The organism is Pseudoxanthomonas sp. Soil82, from assembly GCF_040446535.1.
Taxonomy (GTDB): domain Bacteria; phylum Pseudomonadota; class Gammaproteobacteria; order Xanthomonadales; family Xanthomonadaceae; genus Pseudoxanthomonas; species Pseudoxanthomonas kaohsiungensis.
On record NZ_JBEAAK010000002.1, the window covers coordinates 120,800 to 139,132 of the forward strand.

Sequence of the window (18,333 nt, forward strand, 5' to 3'; positions counted from 1 at the left end):
CCGGGGCCGGCCGGGCGTGCCGGTACAATGCGCGCGGAATGACCGACACCCTCGCCGCCCCGGCCACCCACGCGCTCGAAGTCCGGCACAGCCGCTTCCTTGCCCATGCCGCCCCGGTCGACGCCCCCGCCGCGGCGATGGCGTTCATCGCACGCGCGTCCGAGCCGGAGGCGACCCATAACTGCTGGGCCTGGCGGATCGGCCAGGAGTACCGCTCCAGCGACGACGGCGAGCCGGCCGGCACCGGTGGCCGGCCGATCCTGGCCGCGATCGATGGCCAGGGCTGCGACCGCGTCGCCGTGGTGGTTACCCGCTGGTACGGCGGGATCAAGCTCGGCGCCGGCGGCCTGGTCCGCGCCTATGGTGGAACCGCTGCCGAATGCCTGCGCCTGGCCGAACGCCGCCCGCTGGTGGCGATGGCCGCGCTCGAGCTGGCCTGCGCGTTCGAGGACCTGGGCGCGGTCCATGTCGCCCTGGCGGCGCATGCGGCGGAAAAAACCGGCGAGCGGTTCGAGGCCGATGGCGCCCACCTGTCGCTGAGCCTGCCCGCCGCCAGGGTCGAGGCCCTGCAGGCGCGCCTGCGCGATGCGACCCGCGACCGGGTCCGCTTCACCACCCCTGTTTCCGTGGAGATCCATTGATGGACCAGCCCGCTGCCGAGGTCACCGGCGAACGCGAAGGACGCCTGCGCCGGCTGGGCAGCCTGCGCACGCTATGGCCGTTCGTGCGTCGCCACCGCGGCCTGTTCTTCGCCTGGCTGCTGGCGCTGGCGGTGTCCTCCTCGGCCACGCTCAGCCTGCCGGTGGCGGTGCGCTACATGATCGACCACGGCTTCGGCGGCGGCAGCCAAATCAACCTGGCCTTCGGCCTGCTGTTCGTGGTGGCGGTGGTCCTGGCGGCAGCCACGGCGGCGCGGTTCTTCTTCGTGTCACTGCTGGGCGAAAAGGTCGTCGCCGACCTGCGCGGCCAGCTCTACGCGCACCTGATCGGGCTCGACCCGGCCTTCCACGACCGCAGCCGCAGCGGCGAGCTGGTCTCGCGGCTGTCGGCCGACAGCGAACTGCTGCGCAGCGTGATCGGCACGACCATGTCGGTGGCCCTGCGCAGCAGCGTCACCGTGGTCGGCAGCCTGGTCATGCTGTTCGTGACCAGCCCGCACCTGGCGGCTTACTCGCTGGTCGGGATCCCGCTATCGGTGCTGCCGATCGTGCTGGGCGCGCGGCGCCTGGAGAAGGCATCGCGCGCCAGCCAGGACCGGGTGGCCGATGCCAACGCCCTGGCCGCCGAGACCCTGGGTGCCGTGCGCACGGTCCAGGCGTACGCACGCGAACCCTACGAACAGGCGCGCTTCGGCAAGGCGCTGGAGGTGGCCGTGGCGACCGCGCGTCGCCGCATCGGGGCGCAGGCGGCGGTCACCGCCGCGGCGATCGTGCTGGTGTTCGGTGCGATCGTGCTGGTGCTGTGGTCCGGTGCGCACCAGGTGATCGACGGCACGATGAGCGCCGGCACGCTGGGCCAGTTCGTGCTCTATGCCCTGATCGGCGGTGGCTCGGTCGGCGCGCTGGCCGAGGTCTGGAACGAGCTGCAGCGCGCCGCCGGCGGCATGGGTCGGATCTCCGAGCTGCTGCACGAGCAGCCGCAGGTGGCCGCACCGGCGCGGCCGGTCGCGCTGCCGGCGCCGCTGCGCGGCGAGATCCGCTTCGAAGAGGTGGTGTTCCACTATCCGGAACGTCCCGATGCCGCGGCATTGAACGGGTTCGACCTGCACGTGCGCCCCGGCGAGACGGTGGCCCTGGTCGGTCCCTCCGGGGCCGGCAAGAGCACCGTGCTGTCGCTGCTGCTGCGCTTCCACGACCCGCAGTCGGGCAGCGTGCGGCTCGATGGCATCGACCTGCGCGACACCGATCCGGCCTGCGTCCGCGCCCGCGTGGCGCTGGTGCCGCAGCAACCGGTGCTGTTCGCCGCCAGCGCGATGGACAACATCCGCTATGGCCGGCTCGAGGCCAGCGACGCGGAGGTGCGCGCCGCCGCACGCGCGGCCGAGGCCGACGGCTTCCTCGAGGCGCTGCCGCAGGGGTACGCCAGCGAGCTGGGCGAGCGCGGCTCGCGCCTGTCCGGCGGCCAGCAGCAGCGCGTGGCGATCGCCCGGGCGCTGCTGAAGGACGCGCCGGTGCTGCTGCTGGACGAGGCGACCAGCGCGCTGGACGCGCAGAGCGAACGCGCGGTCCAGCACGCGCTGGAGAACCTGATGCGCGGCCGCACCACCCTGGTGGTGGCCCATCGCCTGGCGACCGTGCTGCGGGCGGACCGGATCGTGGTGATGGACCAGGGCCGGATCATCGCCGAGGGCACCCACGAGCAACTGCTCGCGCAGGGCGGCCTGTACGCGGAGCTGGCGCGGCTGCAGTTCCTGGATTGAGGCGGGGGGTAGCCGGGCAAGCCCGGCTCTACCAGGAGCGGACGTAGAGCGGGGCTTGCCCCGCTGCTTCCGCGGCGAGCCGGAAGACGCCCGCCTACCGTGGCAGCGCGCGGGCGAGGATCGGGCCGAAGTCGATGTCCACCGGCAGCGTGCCCAGCGCCTGCCCGTGCTCGCCGCCGAGCCGGCTGCGCAGGAACGCTTCCGCCAGCGGGCTGCCTGCTTCCAGCAGCACCGCCCCCTGCAGGACCAACGCCAGCCGTTCGACCAGCGCCCTCGCCTGCGCCTCCATGCCCTCGCCGCCGCCCGCCAATCCTGCGCCCAGGCGCGCGGCTTCGTGCTCGAGCAACGGGTGGCGCGCCGCAGCGCGTGACAGCGTCGCCTGCAGGGCCTGCGCGCACGCGGGTTCCCGCGCCAGTGCGCGCAGCACGTCCAGGCACTGGATGTTGCCGCTGCCTTCCCAGATGGAGTTGAGCGGCGCCTGCCGGTACAGCCGCGGCAGGATCGATTCCTCGACGTAGCCGGCGCCACCCAGGCATTCCTGCGCCTCGTTGACCACGGCAGGCGCGCGCCGGCAGAGCCAGTACTTGCCGGCCGCGGTGGCAATGCGTGCCAGTGCAGCGGCCTCCGGATCCGAGGGCGCGGCGTCGACCAGGGCGGCGACGTGCAGGGCCAGCACGGTCGCCGCCTCCGACTCGATCGCCAGGTCGGCCAGCACGTTGGCCATCAGCGGATGCGCCGCCAGCGGCCGGCCGAACGCGACCCGGTGGCGGGCGTGGTGCAGCGCCTGCGCCAGGGCCATGCGCACCTGCGCGGCAGCGCCGAGCATGCAGTCCAGGCGGGTCAGCATCACCATCTCGATGATGGTGGCCACCCCACGCCCCTCCTCGCCCACGCGCCAGGCCAGCGCGCCGCAGAACTCGACCTCGGACGAGGCGTTGGCCCAGTCGCCGAGCTTGTCCTTCAGGCGCACCAGCCGGAATGCGTTCTTCGCCCCGTCCCGCAGGCGCCGCGGCATCAGCAGGCAGGTCAGGCCGGCGGGCGCCTGCGCCAGGACCAGGAAGCCGTCGGACATCGGCGCCGAGAAGAACCACTTGTGCCCGACCAGCGCATAACCATCGCCGGACGCCAGCGGCGTGGCGGTGGTGGCGTTGGCGCGCACGTCCGAGCCGCCCTGCTTCTCGGTCATGCCCATGCCCAGGGTGATCCCCGCCTTCTCGCTCGTGGCGACGTCCCGCGGGTCGTAATGCGGCGCGGCCGCCTTGTCGGCCCAGTCGCGCAGCGATGGTTCGCGGCGCAGCACCGGGACGGCGGCGTGGGTCATGGTCAGCGGGCAACTGGTGCCGGCTTCGACCTGGTGGTGCAGGTAGCTGAGCGCGGCGCGGGCCACGTGGGCGCCGGCGCCAGGCCGGTGCCAGGACAGGCCGGCCACGCCATGCGCCTTGGCCAGTTCCATCAGCCGGTGGTAGGCCGGGTGGAATTCCACCGTGTCGATGCGCTGGCCGTGGCGGTCATGCGTGCGCAGGCGCGGCCGATCGCGATTGGCGTCGAAGCCCAGCCGGTACAGCTCGTCGCCGGCCAGGCGCGCATAGCCCTGCAGGCCATCGCGGTACCCGTCGGCGCCGCCGCGTGCCACCCCCTCGCGCAGGGCGATGTCATCGGCCCACAGGTCGCGCGGCTCGAACGCCGGCGGGTCCGGGCCCACGCGATGGGTCTCGAACGGCGGCAGGTCCGGCGCGGATGGTTCGGACATGGCGTCCCTCCTCCCGGCGCGGCCGACGGCTTCGACGCCGCTGCCGCGGTCAGCTGAAGTCGAAGTTCATCGCCGCCCCCACCGGAGCGACGAATCCGCCGGCGACGTAGTCGACGCCCGCGCTGAACAGCTGGCTCATTGCCTGCGCGTCGTCGACGTCCTCGGCCAGGGTGGCGATGCCCTCGTCGCGCGCCCGGGCAGTGATGTCGCGGACCTTGTCCTGCGCTTCCCCGGGCCGGCCGATCTCGGCGGTCAGGCCTGGATCGATCTTGAGGAACGAAGGCTTGAAGTGGGCCAGCAACTGGAAGGAGTCCAGGCCGGAGCCGAACTGCTCCAGGCCGACCCGGCAGCCCAGCGGCGACACCGCGGCGAGGAACTGCTGCGCGTTGCGCAGGTGGGTGAACACCTTCGCTTCCGGCGCCTCCAGCCACAGGCGCTCGCCCGGCACGCCATGGGCAGCCAGCTCCTTCCGGATCAGGTCGACCATCGTGGCGCTGGCGAACGAGGCGGGGCTGATCCGCACCAGCATGCGGGTCTGGCGGCCGGCGCGCTCGCGCTCGCCCAGCGTGGCGATGGCGTGGCGCACCACCCAAAGGTCGATCTCGCCGAGCAGGCCATGTTCCTCGGCGATGCCGAGGAAGCCCGACGGGGTGACCAGCTCGCCGTTGGCGTCGACCCGCAGGTGGGCCTCGTAGAGTTCGCCGGGCTCGCCCTGCAGGCTCATCACCGGCTGGTAGTGCAGGACGAAGCCTTCGCCGACCAGGGCCTCGCGGATGCGGGTGACCCACAGCGCCACGCGCTCTTCCTCCGCGCGGTCGGCCGCGCCCGGGTCGAACACCTGCACCGTGTTGCCGCCGAGCTCGACCGCCGCACCCAGGCACTGGTTCGCCCGCGACAGGATTTGCGGCACGCTGGCGATCTTCTCGCCCACCTGCACGCCGCCGATGCTCGCGGTCACGGCCACCGAGCGCGCGCCCACGCTGAAGACATGGGTGGCGAATGCATCGCGCAACGCATCGGCCGCCGCGCGGGTCCGCGCGTGGTTGCCCTCGAGCAGCAGGGCGAAGCTGTGCTCGCCGAAGCGCGCGGCCTTGACGTTGGCATCGATCGTGCTGCGCACGCGCTCGCCCAGCGCCGCGACCAGCGCATCGGCCGAGTCCAGGCCGATGTCCGGCAGCAGGCGCGCGTAGTGGTCGGGCTCGACCAGCAGGAAGCCGTACTGGCCTCCGTCGCGACCGACCGCGGCCACCGCGTCCTCGAGCAGGTGCATGAACGTGGGCCGGTTGAGCAGGCCGGTGACCTGGTCGCGGCGGCGCAGTTCCTCGACCTCGCGCGCCAGCTCCGGGTCCAGTTCCTCGCGCCTGCGGAACACCACCTGCACGCACGGCTCGCCTTCGTAGGTGGCGGTGGCGAACTCGAGCTTGGCCGGGAAGGTGCTGCCGTCGACGTGGCGCGCCTCCATCAGGTACTCCGGAGGCGGCGGCTCGCCCTTGGACAGGGACTTGAGCAGCTGCTTGAAGCCGTCGATGTGCTGCGGACCGACCAGGTCCAGCAGCGACATGCCCTCGACCTCGTCGAACGCCTCGAACCCGAACATCTCCAGGTAGGCGTCGTTGGCGCGGATGTGCATGCCTTCGTGGATGTAGGCCACCGGGTCGCGCGAGGAGGCGATCAGCGAATCGCAGCGCCGCTCGGTCTCGCGCAGCTGCGCCTCCAGCCGGCGCAGGCCACGCCGCGCGTCGAGGTCGGCCCATTCGCGGCGGACCGTTTCCAGCAGGTGCTCGGGCCGGTGCTTGAGCACCAGCGCGCGCGCGCCGCCGCCGAGCGCGCCCAGCACCGCGGCCTCGTCGATCCGGTCGACCATCAGCAGCAGCGGCAGGTCCTTGCCGCTGGCGGCCACCTGGGCGCGGACCTGGTCCAGCGGCATCGCCGCCGAGTCGACCGCCACCACCAGGTCCACCGCCTGGCTGGTGACCATGTGCGCCAGTTCGGCGGCGTTCTGCGGCCGCAGGGGCCGCACCGCGATGCCGCCGTTGCGCAGGGTGCTGACGATCGCTTCGGCGTCTTCCACGCGGTCGTCGACGATGAGCAGGCGGATCGCGGTGTCTTTCTGCATGCGTAAGGGCCAGGGAACCTGTCGGGCGCCGGGGGCGCGGCAACCGGTTTAATACACGATGCCCGCCGGAGCGTCCATGCCGCGCCGCGTGAAAGCCGACGCCGTTGGCGGCTGCACCATGCGGCAGCGCGCACTACCATGGCCCGCCTGGCAGGCACGGGTCGCGGCAAGATGGGCATCGAGATCGAACGCAAGTTCCTGGTCACCGGCGATGGCTGGCGCGGCGGCGCCGAGCGCGTGCAGGCGATGGCGCAGGGGTACCTGAACGACCTGGGCGCGGTCGAGGGCGGCACGCAGAAGGCCTCGGTGCGGGTGCGGATCGAGGGCGACCGCGCCTTCCTCAACCTGAAGTCGCGCGAGCTGGGCCATACCCGGCAGGAATTCGACTACCCGCTTCCGGTGGAGGACGCACGCCAGTTGCTCGCGCTGTGCGTCGGCGGGCTGGTGGAGAAGCGGCGCCACTATGTGCGCCACGCCGGCCACCTGTGGGAGATCGACGAGTTCCTCGGCGCCAACGCCGGGCTGGTGGTGGCCGAGCTCGAACTGGATTCGGCCGACGAGGCCTTCGTCCGACCGGCCTGGCTCGGCGAAGAGGTCACCGACTCGCCGCGCTACTACAACCTGGCCCTGGCCGGACGCCCGTATTCGCAATGGTCCCCTGCCGAGCGCGACGGCTCCCGGTAGCCGCCCGGCGCGCCGGCGACAGCGGCGGTGGAACCACGACGGCGTCGCCCGCGCCGGCGCCATCGCCTCGCCGGCACCGCCGGCTCCGGCAGGACCGGTGCACCGGCTTGCCCGCGGCGCCTCGCGCCCCCATTGTCCCGTCCATGAGAATCGACATCTGGTCCGACGTGGTCTGTCCCTGGTGCTGGATCGGCAAGCACCGCTTCCAGCGCGGCCTGGACCTGCTGGGCCCGGGGGCGCCCGCGGTCGAGGTCCACTGGCACCCCTTCCAGCTCGACCCCGACGCCGGCACCGATCCGGTGCCGCTGCGCCAGGCCTACGCGGCCAAGTTCGGCGGTCCCGAGCGCACCGAGCAGATCCTGTCGCACACCCAGTCCACGGCACGCGCCGAGGGATTGGCGATGGACTTCAGCCGTGGCCAGGTGCGGGTCACCACCCTGCCCGCGCATCGACTGATGTGGCTGGCCGCGCGCGAGGGCGACGCAGGGGCAGTCGGCGAGGCCCTGTTCCGGGCCCACTTCGCCGAGGGCCGCAACCTGGCCGATCCGGCGACGCTGGTCGAGGCCGGCGCCGCCGGCGGCCTGGCGGCCGAACGCATCCGCGCCAGCCTCGACTCGGACGAAGGCTTGGCCGAGGTCCGCGCGGAGCTGGCCCAGGCCCAGGCGATGGGTATCCGCGCGGTGCCGACCTTCGTCATCGACGGCCGCCATGCGGTCCAGGGTGGGCAGGCGCCCGAGGTGTTCGCCCAGGCGCTGCGCCAGGCCATGGCCGGGTCGGCAGCGGCCGCCGCCGCCGCCGGCGAGTCCTGCGGCCCGGACGGCTGCTCCGTGTAGGAGCCGATTCATCGGCGACGCGACGCCGCAGGCACAGGCGACGCCGCCACTGTGGCGACGCCCGTGTCGCCGATGAATCGGCTCCTACAATGCCGAGGCGGCGATCATCCGGCGCCCGGGAGTCGTGCCGCCATGAATGCCCGCATCTGCGACAATGCCCCGGCGCGCGGTCCGCGCGTGATACGGAGTTCCAACGCATGCTCGTGATCGGCGTCGCCGGCACCGAACTGACCGCGCAGGAGCGCGACTGGCTGCAGCACGATGCCGTCGCCGGCGTGATCCTGTTCAAGCGCAATTTCGCTTCGCGCGACCAGGTGGCCGACCTGTCGGCTGCCATCCGCGCCGCCGCGCCGCGGCCGCAGCTGGTCTGCGTGGACCAGGAAGGCGGACGGGTGCAGCGCTTCCGCGACGGTTACAGCGACCTGCCGCCGCTGCAGCGCTTCGGCGAACTGTACGCCGGCGACCCGCAGGCCGCCCTCGCCCTGGCCGAGGAACACGCCTGGCTGATGGCCAGCGAAGTGCGCGCCAGCGGCGTGGACCTGAGCTTCGCGCCGGTGGTCGACCTGGCCCGCGGCAACCGCGCGATCGGCGATCGCGCCTTCAGCGACGATCCGCAGGTCGTCGCCGCATTCACCCGCGCCTACGTGCGCGGCATGCACAGCGTCGGCATGGCCGCCACGCTCAAGCATTTCCCGGGGCACGGCACCGTGCTGGAGGACACCCATTTCGACGACGCGGTCGATCCGCGCCCGCTGGGCACCTTGCGCGCCGAAGACCTGGTGCCGTTCGTCGCCGGCATCGAGGCCGGCGCCGACGCGGTGATGATGGCGCACGTGGCCTATCCGCAGGTGGCGCCGGAGCCGGCCGGCTATTCCCGGCGCTGGATCGAGGAGATCCTGCGCGCGGAGATGGGTTTCCGCGGCGTGGTCTTTTCCGACGACATCGGCATGGCCGCCGCGTTTTCCGCCGGCGGGGTCCGGTCGCGCATCGACGCGCACCTGGATGCCGGCTGCGACGTGGTCCTGGTCTGCCACCCCGAGCTGGTCGAGGAGTCGCTGCGCGCGGTCGAGGGCCGTGCCCTCAACACCGCCGCCCTCGCCGGCCTGCTCGGCCGCGGTGCGCTCGGCTGGGACGGCCTGCTCGCGGACGCACGCTACGGCGGTGCGCAGGCGCGGCTGCCGTCATCGGCGGCGTGACGCCCCTCCTTCCCTTCCCACTTTCCGGTAGCCCCCTACGATGTCCGAACTGCTGATCGCCGAAGTCCTGGAAAAATCCGACCTCCTGGTCGACCGACCCGCCATCGATGCGGCCATCTCGACCATGGCCGACGCCATCGCACGCGACTACATCGGCGACGTGCCGCCGCACCGCCTGGGCGACAGCTTCGTGCCGGTGTTCCTGACCGTGATGCACGGCGCCCTGCCGTTCGCCGGCCAGCTGGCGCTGGAACTGGGCGCGCGCGGCCTGGACCTGCAGTTCGACTACCTGCACGCGACCCGCTACCGCGGCACCAACCAGGGCGGCGAGCTGGTCTGGAAGCACCGGCCGGCCACGTCCCTGTACGGCCGCCGGGTGCTGATCGCCGACGACATCCTCGACGAGGGCCACACCCTGGCCGAGGTGCGCCGCTGGTGCATCGAGCAGGGCGCCACCGACGTGCGCATCGCCGCGCTGACGGTCAAGGACCACGACCGCTGCGTGGCCGGCCTGAAGGCCGACTACGTCGGCCTGCACCTGCCCGACCGTTACGTATTCGGCTTCGGCATGGACTACCACGAGCAGGGCCGCAACCTGCCCGGCATCTACGCGCTGAAGGACTGAGCCGGGGATGGACATCGCGCTGGCAGTGATCGGCGGCACCGGCGTCTACCGACTGGCGACGCTGGAGGACGAGGAAGCCCGCCACATCGACACGCCGTACGGCGCTCCCTCCGGCCCCCTGCGGATCGGTCGGCTGGGCGAGGTGCGCATCGCCTTCCTGGCCCGCCATGGTGAAGGCCACGCGCTGCCGCCGCACAAGGTGAACTACCGCGCCAACCTGTTCGCGCTGCGCCAGGCCGGCGCGCGCCGCGTGCTCGCGCTCAATACCGTCGGCGGCATCACCGACGCCTACGGCCCGCGCGTGCTGGCCTGCCCGGACCAGCTGATCGACTACACCTGGGGGCGCGAGTCCACCTTCTGGGATGGCGAAGGCGAAGCGCTGCACGTGGACTTCGGCCATCCGTACAGCCCGATGTTCCGGCACAAGCTGCTGGCGGCGGCGCGGGTCACCGGCGTGCGCGTGGTCGATGGCGGCTGCTACGGCGCCACCCAGGGGCCGCGACTGGAAACCAATGCCGAGATCGCGCGCATGCGCCGCGATGGCTGCGACCTGGTCGGCATGACCGGCATGCCCGAGGCGGCGCTGGCGCGCGAACTGGGGCTGGAATATGCCTGCCTGGCGATCGTGGCGAACTGGGCGGCCGGTTGCGGCGACGCGCAGGAGATCACCCTGGCCGAAGTGCTGGATAACGTGACTGCCGCCTCGGCGGGGCTGCCGGAACTGGTCGGCGAACTGGCGCGCGGCTGATCGGCCGCGGCCGCGTTAGCGGTAACGCCGGCAACCGTCCGGTGCACGGATTGTCAGCGGCGTTCCACATTTGCATACTCCGCCTCGCGGCAGCCGCCGCGCATCCGTCAATCAAGGACTTCGCAGCATCATGGCCAACGGTACCGTCAAGTGGTTCAACGACGCCAAGGGATTCGGCTTCATTTCGCCGGAAGATGGCAGCGCGGACGTGTTCGCACACTTCTCCGCGATCAACTCCAAGGGCTTCCGCTCCCTCAGGGAAGGACAGCGGGTGAGCTACGAGGTCACCCAGGGCCCGAAGGGTGCGCAGGCATCGAACATCACCCCGCTCGACTGACCGCGCACCGCGCAGTCGCACGCAGGGAACCCCGCCGCATGGCGGGGTTTTTCGTTTTGTTCGCCCTGGCCAGGGATATACCAGGCTTGGGCATGCGCCGGTGCCGGCGGAAAGCGCTGGCTCCGGAAGGCGCCGCCGCCACGCCGGGGGATGGCGCACCCCCTCTGCGCCCGCATCACGGAGAAGGCGCCGATTCCTCGTGCAGGAACGCGCCGTAACGCAGGAACTGCAGGGTCTGGCCGATGACCACGTCGTTGACCACCATGAAGGTGTGGTTCACCGGCAGCACCAGGAAGTCGTGCATGCCCTCGACCCTGGCCCGTTCCACCGCCACCTTGCCGTCGTTCTCGCCGGGGATCCGGCTCGCCAGCACGCTGTCGATCGCGGTCTGCTCGTTGCCGCTGATGACGCCGAGCGGGAAGGCCACCGGCCCCAGCCGCGCCGGCAGTCCCTCCGGCCCGGTCACCAGTTGCGTCCCCGCCGGGCCGTTCACCCGGTCGTAGAGCGCGGTGCCCGCCAGCGCGTCGGCCACTTCGCTGCCCTGGTTCGGCGGGCCGAGCATCACCACGCGCCCCAGTCCGTCGACCGCGCCGGATTGCAGGTAGTAGCGCAGCAGCAGCCCGCCCATCGAGTGGGTGACGAAATGGATCGTGTGCGCACCGGACTGGCGGCACGCCCGGACCCCGCGCGGGATCGCGTCGCGCGCCGACACCTCGATGGTCTGGCTCTGCGACGGATAGTCGATGTTGGCGGTGGCGTAGCCGGCCTGGCGCAGAACCGCCTCGATCCTGGCCATCGAGCGGTGGGTCCGGCCAAGGCCGTGCAGCAGGACCACGCACTGGCCCTCGACCGGCGCCAGCTCCGGATCCGCTGCAGCCGGCGGCGCGGCGTAGGCGGATGCCATCGCAAGCAGCGCCGCGCAGCCGAACGCGAAGCGACGTGCATGGCTCCGATCGCGCTTGCTGCGCATGCCGCGCTCCCTCGTCCCGCCTAGCTTGCCGGCACTATATATCCGCGGTGCCCCCGGACGCCGGGGGTTGGCGACGGTTTCGTCCGCAGCGGCGCTCTGCTACAACGGGCCGGACGGGACGGGCGTGGCTGTCGTGGCCTCGGCCGCGGGAAGAACGACGCCCTGCTCCAACCAGCCGCCGAGGTTCCGCGATGATCCGCTTCGCCTTATGCCTGGCCTGCCTGCTCCTGCTCAACGCGTGCCAGCCACCGGTGCGCCTGATGCCGGCGCCGGCGATCTTCCTCAACGGCGGACACAACCTGTTCGCGGCCAACGCGCACCTCGACAGGAGCAGCCAGATCGAGGTGTTCTACGCGACCAACCGGCTGGCATTCGGCCCGTCCGCCGCGCCGGCGTATACCGTTTTCCCCGGCGACGAGCTGCGCATGGGCGTGGCCACCCTGGACATCGGTGGCGGCGGCCGCAGCTGGGACTGGCTGTACGAGCAGTCCACCCAGGCCTCGGCCGAGCGGCGCCCGCAACTGCTGGTGAACTCGATGGACCCGCAGGCCACGGTGCCGCTGGGTGGCAGCGTCGACGCACCGGGCGAGGCGGCACTGGCGTACTTCCGCCGCATCGACGAAGCCCTCGCGCAGGCGGCCGATCCTGACCTGACCATCTACGTGCATGGCGCCAACACCAGCGTCGGCCGGGCCACCGCGCAGGCGGCGCAGTACCGCCACTTCACCGGGCGGAACTCGGTGGTGTTGTCGTTCCTGTGGCCGTCGGCGGAGAACTTCATGCGTTTCTCGCACGACGTGTCCAAGGCCGGCGAGACCGCCCCGGCCTTCGCGCAACTGGTGCGGATGCTGGCCAGGCACACGCGTGCGCGCCACATCGACGTGATCGCCTACAGCTCGGGGGCGATGGTCGCCTCGCCAGGCCTGGCCCTGCTGGGCACGCCGGCGCCCGGCTACGACCCGGCGTCGGTGCGACTGGGCGAGGTCTACTTTCCCGCACCGGACGCCGATTTCCGCCAGTTCGTCAGCGAACTGCAGGCCTACCATGGCTATCCGCGCCGGGTGACGGTCACGGTGAACATGCGCGACTCGGTGCTGGTGCTGTCGCGCCTTCACCAGCGCGGCTCGCGCGCCGGCCGGCCCGACCCGTCCGAACTCGGCCCGGAAGATGCGCAGTGGATGGTCGAGGCATCGCAGCGCCTCGATTTCGACCTGATCTCGGCGCGTGCCGGCGACCTGCCCGGCATGGACCGGCGCTCCCACGTGTTCTGGTACGACCACCCGTGGGTCAGCAGCGACGTGCTGCTGAAGATGCTGTTCCACTTCGAGCCCGGACAGCGTGGCCTGCAGCGCAACCGCAGCGAGGCCGGCCTGCAGTACTGGACGTTCCCGCAGGACTACGAGGCGCGGCTGGACGCGGTCATGGAGGGACTGGTCCGCACCGCTGCGGCGCAGGCGCAGCAGGACGAGAAGACCTCGACGCAGTAGGGCCCGTCGCCGTGGCTGCAGCGTAGAGCGGCGCTCGCCCCGCCGCCCACGCTGCAGGCGTCGTAGAGCGGGGCTTGCCCCGCTGCCCGCCCTGCAGGCGCCGTAGAGCGGGGCTTGCCCCGCTGCCCCTCCGCCCGGCCAGCCCATCAGCGGGGCAAGCCCCGCTCTACGCCTCCCACCCCACGACATGGCGGACCATCGGCGGGGCAATGCCCCGCCTCCTGGCCGGCGATGCCACCCGCCCTCAGGGAGGCGTCACCGTCACCTGCGCCGGGCGTGCCACGCCGGTGCCGCGCAGGGTGGGCCGGTACATGTCCTCGGCCTGCGGCGGCGGCACCGTGTAGGTGCCCGGAGTCACCGCGCGCACCAGGTAGTACAGTCGCGCGGTCGTACCCTGGCCCAGCGCCAGCGCCGCCACGTAGCGGTCGTCGCGGTACTCCTCGTGGCGCAGGTCGGCCTGGCCGGCGCGGTCGGCGAGCGCCACGCCCTCGATGCCCACGCCGTCCCACTGCGCGGCGTCGCCCAGGTTGAGGTTCTCGGCCTCCAGCCCCGCCGGCAGCAGGTCGGTGACCAGGGCATCGGGCATCGCTTCCTGGGCCTGCACGGTCAAGCGCGCCACCAGCACCTGGCCCTCCTTGAGCGCACCGCCTTTCCACGGCGTGCCGTCGGTCAGGAACCAGTCGCGGACCACGCCCACCTGGCGGCGGTCCTCGCCCGGCGGCTTCTGCGGGATGCCGGCGACTTCGATGCTGGCGTAGAACGGGCCGCCCTCGGGCTCGAACCGCAGGCCGCGCGCCAGCGCGGCATGGTCGAGCCGGCGGGTGAGGCTGGCCGCCGGCTGCAGCACCTGCGCGTCGCCACCGGCCAGCAGCCGCCCGCCGAGCTTGCGCCCGTCGCCGGCCTCCAGCGCGCGTCCCAGCCGGGCCAGGGCCATCTGCTCCTGGGTACTGAGCCACACCCGGCCCTGGTCGTCGCGGCGGGCCTGCAGCGCGCGGGCCAGGTCGACCGCGCGCGCGTCGTACTTCGCCTCGGCCCTGCCGCGCTCGTGCAGCAGCGCCACCATCAGCGCGTCGTCGCGGATGCGGCTGCCGTAGTCGCCCAGCCACGGCGGCCGCTGCGCCGGATCGCGGGCGAAGCCATCGGCGATCGCCGCCGCCCCGCGCTTGCCATCGCCCTGCAGGGCCAAGGCCAGGCCCAGCTGCACCAGCGGCAGGCCGGTGAGGCTGCTGCCCTTCTCCTGGTCGTACATCGCGCGCAGGGTGCCAAGCGGGGCGCGGTTGACCCGAGCCAGCACGTAGCCGGCGTAGGCGCGGTTGGCGAAGCGCAGGTGTTCGCGGTGGTCGCGGCCGTAGAACTGCGCGCCACCGGACAGCAGGTCTTCGGAGAGCCGGTCCAGCGCCTTCTGCAGCACGCCATCGGGCACGGCGAAGCCGGCCTCGCGCGCGTCGAGCAGGAAGTCGACGATGTACGGGGTCAGCGCCGGCTCCGCATCGCCCTCGCCTCCCCACAGCAAGAAGTGCCCGTTGCCCGCCTGCATCGCGGCCAGGCGGCCGAACGCACCTTCCATGCGTGCACGCCGTGCCGGTGCGTCCAACACCGGGCCGCCGAGCCGCTGCGCGGTCTGCGGATCCATCACCAGCGCCGCATAGCCCTTGCTGGTGGTCTGTTCGGCGCAGCCGTAGGGATAGTCGAGCAGGCCCTGCAGCGCCGAGGCGAACGGGATCGGTGGCGTGGCGGTCACCCGCAGGCGCACGTCGACGGTATCGGCGATCAGGCCATCGGCCAGCGCGGCATCGAGCACCAGCGGCGCGCCGTCCTCCAGCACCCGCGTCTGCGCGCGCAGGATGCCCGGCCAGGCCGCGCGCACCGGCAGGTCGTAGCGCCGGTCGACCGCGTAGCCGCCGCCGTCCACGCGTACGCGCACCTGCGCCACGGAATTGCCCGGCTGCGCGAGCAGCGGGAACTCGAGCGTGGCCTTGGCGCCGTCCTCCAGCCGCAGCCGGCGCTGGCCCTCGCCCACCACCAGCGGGCCCTCGCCTTCCACGCGCACCCGGAACTCGCCGGCGCTGCCGCTGAAGTTCTGCACGTCCAGGCTGACCGTGCCGCGATCGCCCGGGGCCAGCACCCGCGGCATGCCCGCTTCGGCCACCACCGGCGCGCGCACAAGCACCTCGCCGTCGCGCTTTCCGTAACGGTCGTCGGCATAGACCAGCGCAGACACCCGCAGGGTGCCGTTGAAGTCGGGCAGCGGCAGCTTCAGCCGGGCATTGCCCTGCGCGTCCAGCGCCACCGGCCCGGAGAACAGGTCCACGGTCTGCACACGCGCGGTCGGCCGCCGCGCCTGCGGCAGCGCGTCGAGCGCCAGGTCGCCACCGAACCGCATCCGCGCGCTGCCGCCGTCGAAGCTCTCGATCACGCGTCCGTAGACGTCATAGGCATCGGTGGCCAGCCGGCGCTGGGCGAAGAAATGCGCATTGGCGTCCGGGACCGGGAAACGGGTGATGTTGAGGATGCCCACGTCCACCGCCGACACGGTCACGTGCGCCTGCCGCCCGGCCAGCTGCGGCGCGCTGACGGTGACCGGCAGGTCCTGTTGCGGCCGCATCTGCGCCGGGACCTTGAGCCCCACGGCGACCCTGCGGTCGTCGCGCCGCATCGGCACGTGGGCCACGCCGACCGCGCGCGCCGGCGTCACCTGGCTGGTCGCCGAGCCGCCGCGGAACACCAGCGCGGTGACATAGACGTCGTGCCGCTCCCAGTCCTCGGTGACCGGGACCTCGAAGGTGCCCGACGCCTTGCCGTCCTTGCCGCGCACCTCGATCTCGTGCACGTAGAGCAGGCGGTCGCTCTCCACCATGAGGACGCCGCGACCGGCATGCGGCGGGGTCACGGTCACCTTGAGCGTATCGCCGGCACGATAGGCGGTGCGGTCCAGGGCCAGCTTGACCTTGTCCGGGCGCGCATCGGGGCCGCGGTTGTCGTCGCCCCAGCCCCAGCCGGCGCGGAACGGGTAGCGCATGGTCAGGCCGGTCGAGGGGTCGAGCACATCGACCCGGTACTCGCCCCACTCCACCGGGAAATCGAAGCGGGCCGCGGTCGCGCCAGCGTCGAGCGTGCGCGTTTCCACGTTCTCGAAGCGGCGGGTGAAGTCGTAGTCCCAGCCGCCGTCGTCCTGGTAGCGCCAGTGGTAGTCGCGCAGCTCGCGCACCAGCGTGACCTTCAGCCCGCCCGCCGGTTGCGGCCGGCCCTGCGCATCCACGCGCACCAGTTCGAAGCGGGCGCTGGCGTTGGCATCGGCGCCGTCGTCCGGGTCGAACAGCGGACGCACCCCGACCAGCGCCGGCGCAGGCCACAGCACGCGCTGCAGGTTCCGGTTCACCGGGCGGCCACCGCTCTCGTGCACGCTGCCGGCGAGGGTCACCCGCACCGGCGTGGCGGCGCGCGCCGCTTCCTCCGGCAACGGCAGCGAGGCCTCGATGCGTCCCCGCGGATCGAACGCCTGGTCGAGCACGTCGCGCGGCTCCTTCGGCAGTTCCACGGTCGGGTCGCCGAAGGAATAGCCCGGCAGTCCATCGAGCGGTTCGCGAGCCACGGCCAGCGCCATCTTCGCGGTGAAGCGGTTGCCCGCCGCCGGCGCGCCGTACAGGTAGGCCGCATCGGCCTGCAGCTTCAGCGGCTCGCCCGGGCGCAGGGTGGCCTGCTCCTTTGGCGTGGACAGTTCGAGCTTCAGGCGCTCGGGCAGGAATTCCTCGATCCGCAGGGTCATGCCCTGGACCACGTCCTTGCCGGCCGGGTCGGTGCGGAACTCGACCTGCCAACGCCCGGTCGGCGCGTCGGCCGGAATCGCCTGCTCGAAGGCGTAATAGCCCTGCGCACCCGGGTCGAGCCGCGTCTCGCGGAACACGCGGCCGTCCGGCTGCTTGAGCCGCAGGAACAACGGCTGGCCGCGGCCGCCCGCCGGCAGCGGCAGTGCCCGGCCGTCGTCGTCGCGCAGCAGCGCGCTGATCCGCACCGTCTCGCCGGGGCGGTAGAGGTCGCGCCCGGACCAGGCGAACACGTCGAACGCGGCCTGCGCGCGCCCGCCCACCGCGAACTCGGACAGGTCCAGTGCCGGCTGGTTGAACGGGAGCAGGGACACATCCTTGCCGCGGCGCGCGACCAGCACGTGGCCGGCGTCCAGGGTGTATTCGAGCAGCGCGTTGCCATGGCCGTCGGTGGCCGACTTCAGCAGCGCCTCGCCCCTGGCATCGAGCACGCGCAGCTCCACCCCGCTCAGCGGCGCTCCATCGTGCAGCGAGGCGGCATGCACGAACACGGTGTCGCGATAGGCGCGCGCATGCAGGCCGATGTCGCTGACGGTGAAGAACGCGGTGTCGTACTGGTCGCTGAACTGCCCGACCCGGCGCAGCACCGCGAAGTACAAGCCCGGCTGCTGCAACTCGGCAATCTCCTGCAGCGGCAGGTAATTGAGCACGCGTTCGTTGCGCTCGCCGCCCAGGACGAAGCGGTTGAGGTAGACCGGCTCGGCCAGGTCGCGCAGCGGCGCCTCGTCGCCGTAGTCGCGGTCGAGCTCCCAGCCACCACGACGGCCGCCGCGCTGGAACTGGGCGAAGAAGCGCGGCAGTTCGGACTCGCGCACGCGCAGGAACTCGACGTCCACCTCGGGCACGTTCACCGACACCACCGGCAGGCCACGGCTGTCGCGCGCCGGCAGCACGCTGCCCTGCGAAGCGAAGCCGGCCACCGGATCCAGCTCGCCGGTGTGTACGGTCTTCTTCAGCGGCGCGGCCAGGCGGCTGCCATCGGCAGCCAGCAGGCCCGCGGCCACGGTCACGGTGTAGTCGCGCGCCGGCTCCACGTAGGGGTAGCGCAGGGTCCTGCCGTCGTCCGACAACGACCAGCCGCTGTCCCCGGAACCGGCCGGCTCGACCGTCAGCAGCCGGTCGAACTCCTGGGTGCCGACCAGGGGCCGCGAAAATTCCAGCGCCAACGCCAGGCTGCCCTCGTGCTGGTCCGGCCAGGCACGGACCAGGCCGAAACCGCTGACTTGCTCGCGCTTGGCCTGCAGCTTCTCGCCACCGGCCTCGGGCAGTTGCCCGCCGGGATCACGGCTGCACCCGGCCAGGGCGAGCAGCAGCGCCAGGCATCCCGCCACCATCCCGCCGGAG

General features: G+C 72.4%; 13 protein-coding genes. 9 read left to right on the forward strand and 4 right to left on the reverse strand.

The genetic code is table 11. From position 1 onward, the window contains the following. Positions 1-38 precede the first annotated feature (38 nt). Together ABKA19_RS05995 and ABKA19_RS06000 are read left to right on the forward strand one after the other, a co-directional pair. On the forward strand, positions 39-641 hold the full coding sequence (locus ABKA19_RS05995) for an IMPACT family protein (protein ID WP_162375651.1): 603 nt from the start codon (positions 39-41) through the stop codon (positions 639-641). Then, positions 641-2,419 carry an ABC transporter transmembrane domain-containing protein gene (locus ABKA19_RS06000; protein ID WP_162375653.1) on the forward strand — a complete coding sequence of 593 codons (1,779 nt, stop codon included), beginning with the start codon at positions 641-643 and terminating at the stop codon, positions 2,417-2,419. Before ABKA19_RS05995 ends, ABKA19_RS06000 begins: the two co-directional genes overlap by 1 nt. A gap of 94 nt (positions 2,420-2,513) precedes the next feature. Here the strand turns inward: ABKA19_RS06000 and ABKA19_RS06005 are convergent, their stop codons facing one another. Both ABKA19_RS06005 and ABKA19_RS06010 read right to left on the reverse strand, forming a co-directional pair. Continuing rightward, positions 2,514-4,169, reverse strand: coding sequence for an acyl-CoA dehydrogenase family protein (locus ABKA19_RS06005; RefSeq protein ID WP_353688139.1), 1,656 nt, complete (start codon positions 4,167-4,169; stop codon positions 2,514-2,516). A gap of 49 nt (positions 4,170-4,218) precedes the next feature. Further along, a complete protein-coding gene (locus ABKA19_RS06010) occupies positions 4,219-6,285 on the reverse strand; it encodes a GGDEF/EAL domain-containing response regulator (protein WP_353688140.1) in 2,067 nt (688 codons plus the stop codon). A 171-nt stretch (positions 6,286-6,456) separates the two neighbouring features. Between ABKA19_RS06010 and ABKA19_RS06015 the strand changes: the two genes are divergently transcribed. The 6 genes from ABKA19_RS06015 (at position 6,457) to cspE (ending at position 10,708) form a co-directional block, all read left to right on the forward strand. Continuing rightward, the gene (locus ABKA19_RS06015; protein WP_353688594.1) at positions 6,457-6,969 is read left to right on the forward strand and encodes a CYTH domain-containing protein; all 513 of its coding nucleotides are present in this window, start codon (positions 6,457-6,459) and stop codon (positions 6,967-6,969) included. A 143-nt stretch (positions 6,970-7,112) separates the two neighbouring features. Next, a complete protein-coding gene (locus ABKA19_RS06020; protein WP_353688141.1) occupies positions 7,113-7,802 on the forward strand; it encodes a DsbA family oxidoreductase in 690 nt (229 codons plus the stop codon). A 197-nt stretch (positions 7,803-7,999) separates the two neighbouring features. Beyond that, entirely contained in the window at positions 8,000-8,998 is a 999-nt protein-coding gene (nagZ, locus tag ABKA19_RS06025) for a beta-N-acetylhexosaminidase (RefSeq protein WP_353688142.1), read from the forward strand. A gap of 40 nt (positions 8,999-9,038) precedes the next feature. Next, complete coding sequence (locus ABKA19_RS06030) at positions 9,039-9,623, forward strand: hypoxanthine-guanine phosphoribosyltransferase (RefSeq protein WP_353688143.1); 585 nt, start codon at positions 9,039-9,041, stop codon at positions 9,621-9,623. Positions 9,624-9,630: 7 nt separating this feature from the next. Beyond that, positions 9,631-10,371: an S-methyl-5'-thioinosine phosphorylase gene (locus ABKA19_RS06035; RefSeq protein WP_353688144.1), complete on the forward strand. Its 741-nt coding sequence runs from the start codon at positions 9,631-9,633 to the stop codon at positions 10,369-10,371. 130 nt (positions 10,372-10,501) lie between these two features. Then, positions 10,502-10,708, forward strand: a complete 207-nt coding sequence (gene cspE, locus ABKA19_RS06040; RefSeq protein WP_052629532.1) for a transcription antiterminator/RNA stability regulator CspE — start codon at positions 10,502-10,504, stop codon at positions 10,706-10,708. A 175-nt stretch (positions 10,709-10,883) separates the two neighbouring features. On the opposite strand, the gene ABKA19_RS06045 is transcribed toward cspE, so the two are convergent. Further along, the gene (locus ABKA19_RS06045; protein ID WP_353688145.1) at positions 10,884-11,678 is read right to left on the reverse strand and encodes an esterase/lipase family protein; all 795 of its coding nucleotides are present in this window, start codon (positions 11,676-11,678) and stop codon (positions 10,884-10,886) included. A 191-nt stretch (positions 11,679-11,869) separates the two neighbouring features. Here ABKA19_RS06045 and ABKA19_RS06050 point away from each other — a divergent pair, with 191 nt between their 5' ends. Further along, positions 11,870-13,165 (forward strand): alpha/beta hydrolase, encoded by a 1,296-nt coding sequence (locus ABKA19_RS06050; RefSeq protein WP_353688146.1) that lies wholly within the window; start codon positions 11,870-11,872, stop codon positions 13,163-13,165. Positions 13,166-13,409: 244 nt separating this feature from the next. Here ABKA19_RS06050 and ABKA19_RS06055 read toward each other — a convergent pair whose 3' ends face one another. Then, positions 13,410-18,323 carry an alpha-2-macroglobulin family protein gene (locus tag ABKA19_RS06055; protein ID WP_353688147.1) on the reverse strand — a complete coding sequence of 1,638 codons (4,914 nt, stop codon included), beginning with the start codon at positions 18,321-18,323 and terminating at the stop codon, positions 13,410-13,412. Positions 18,324-18,333: the final 10 nt, after the last annotated feature.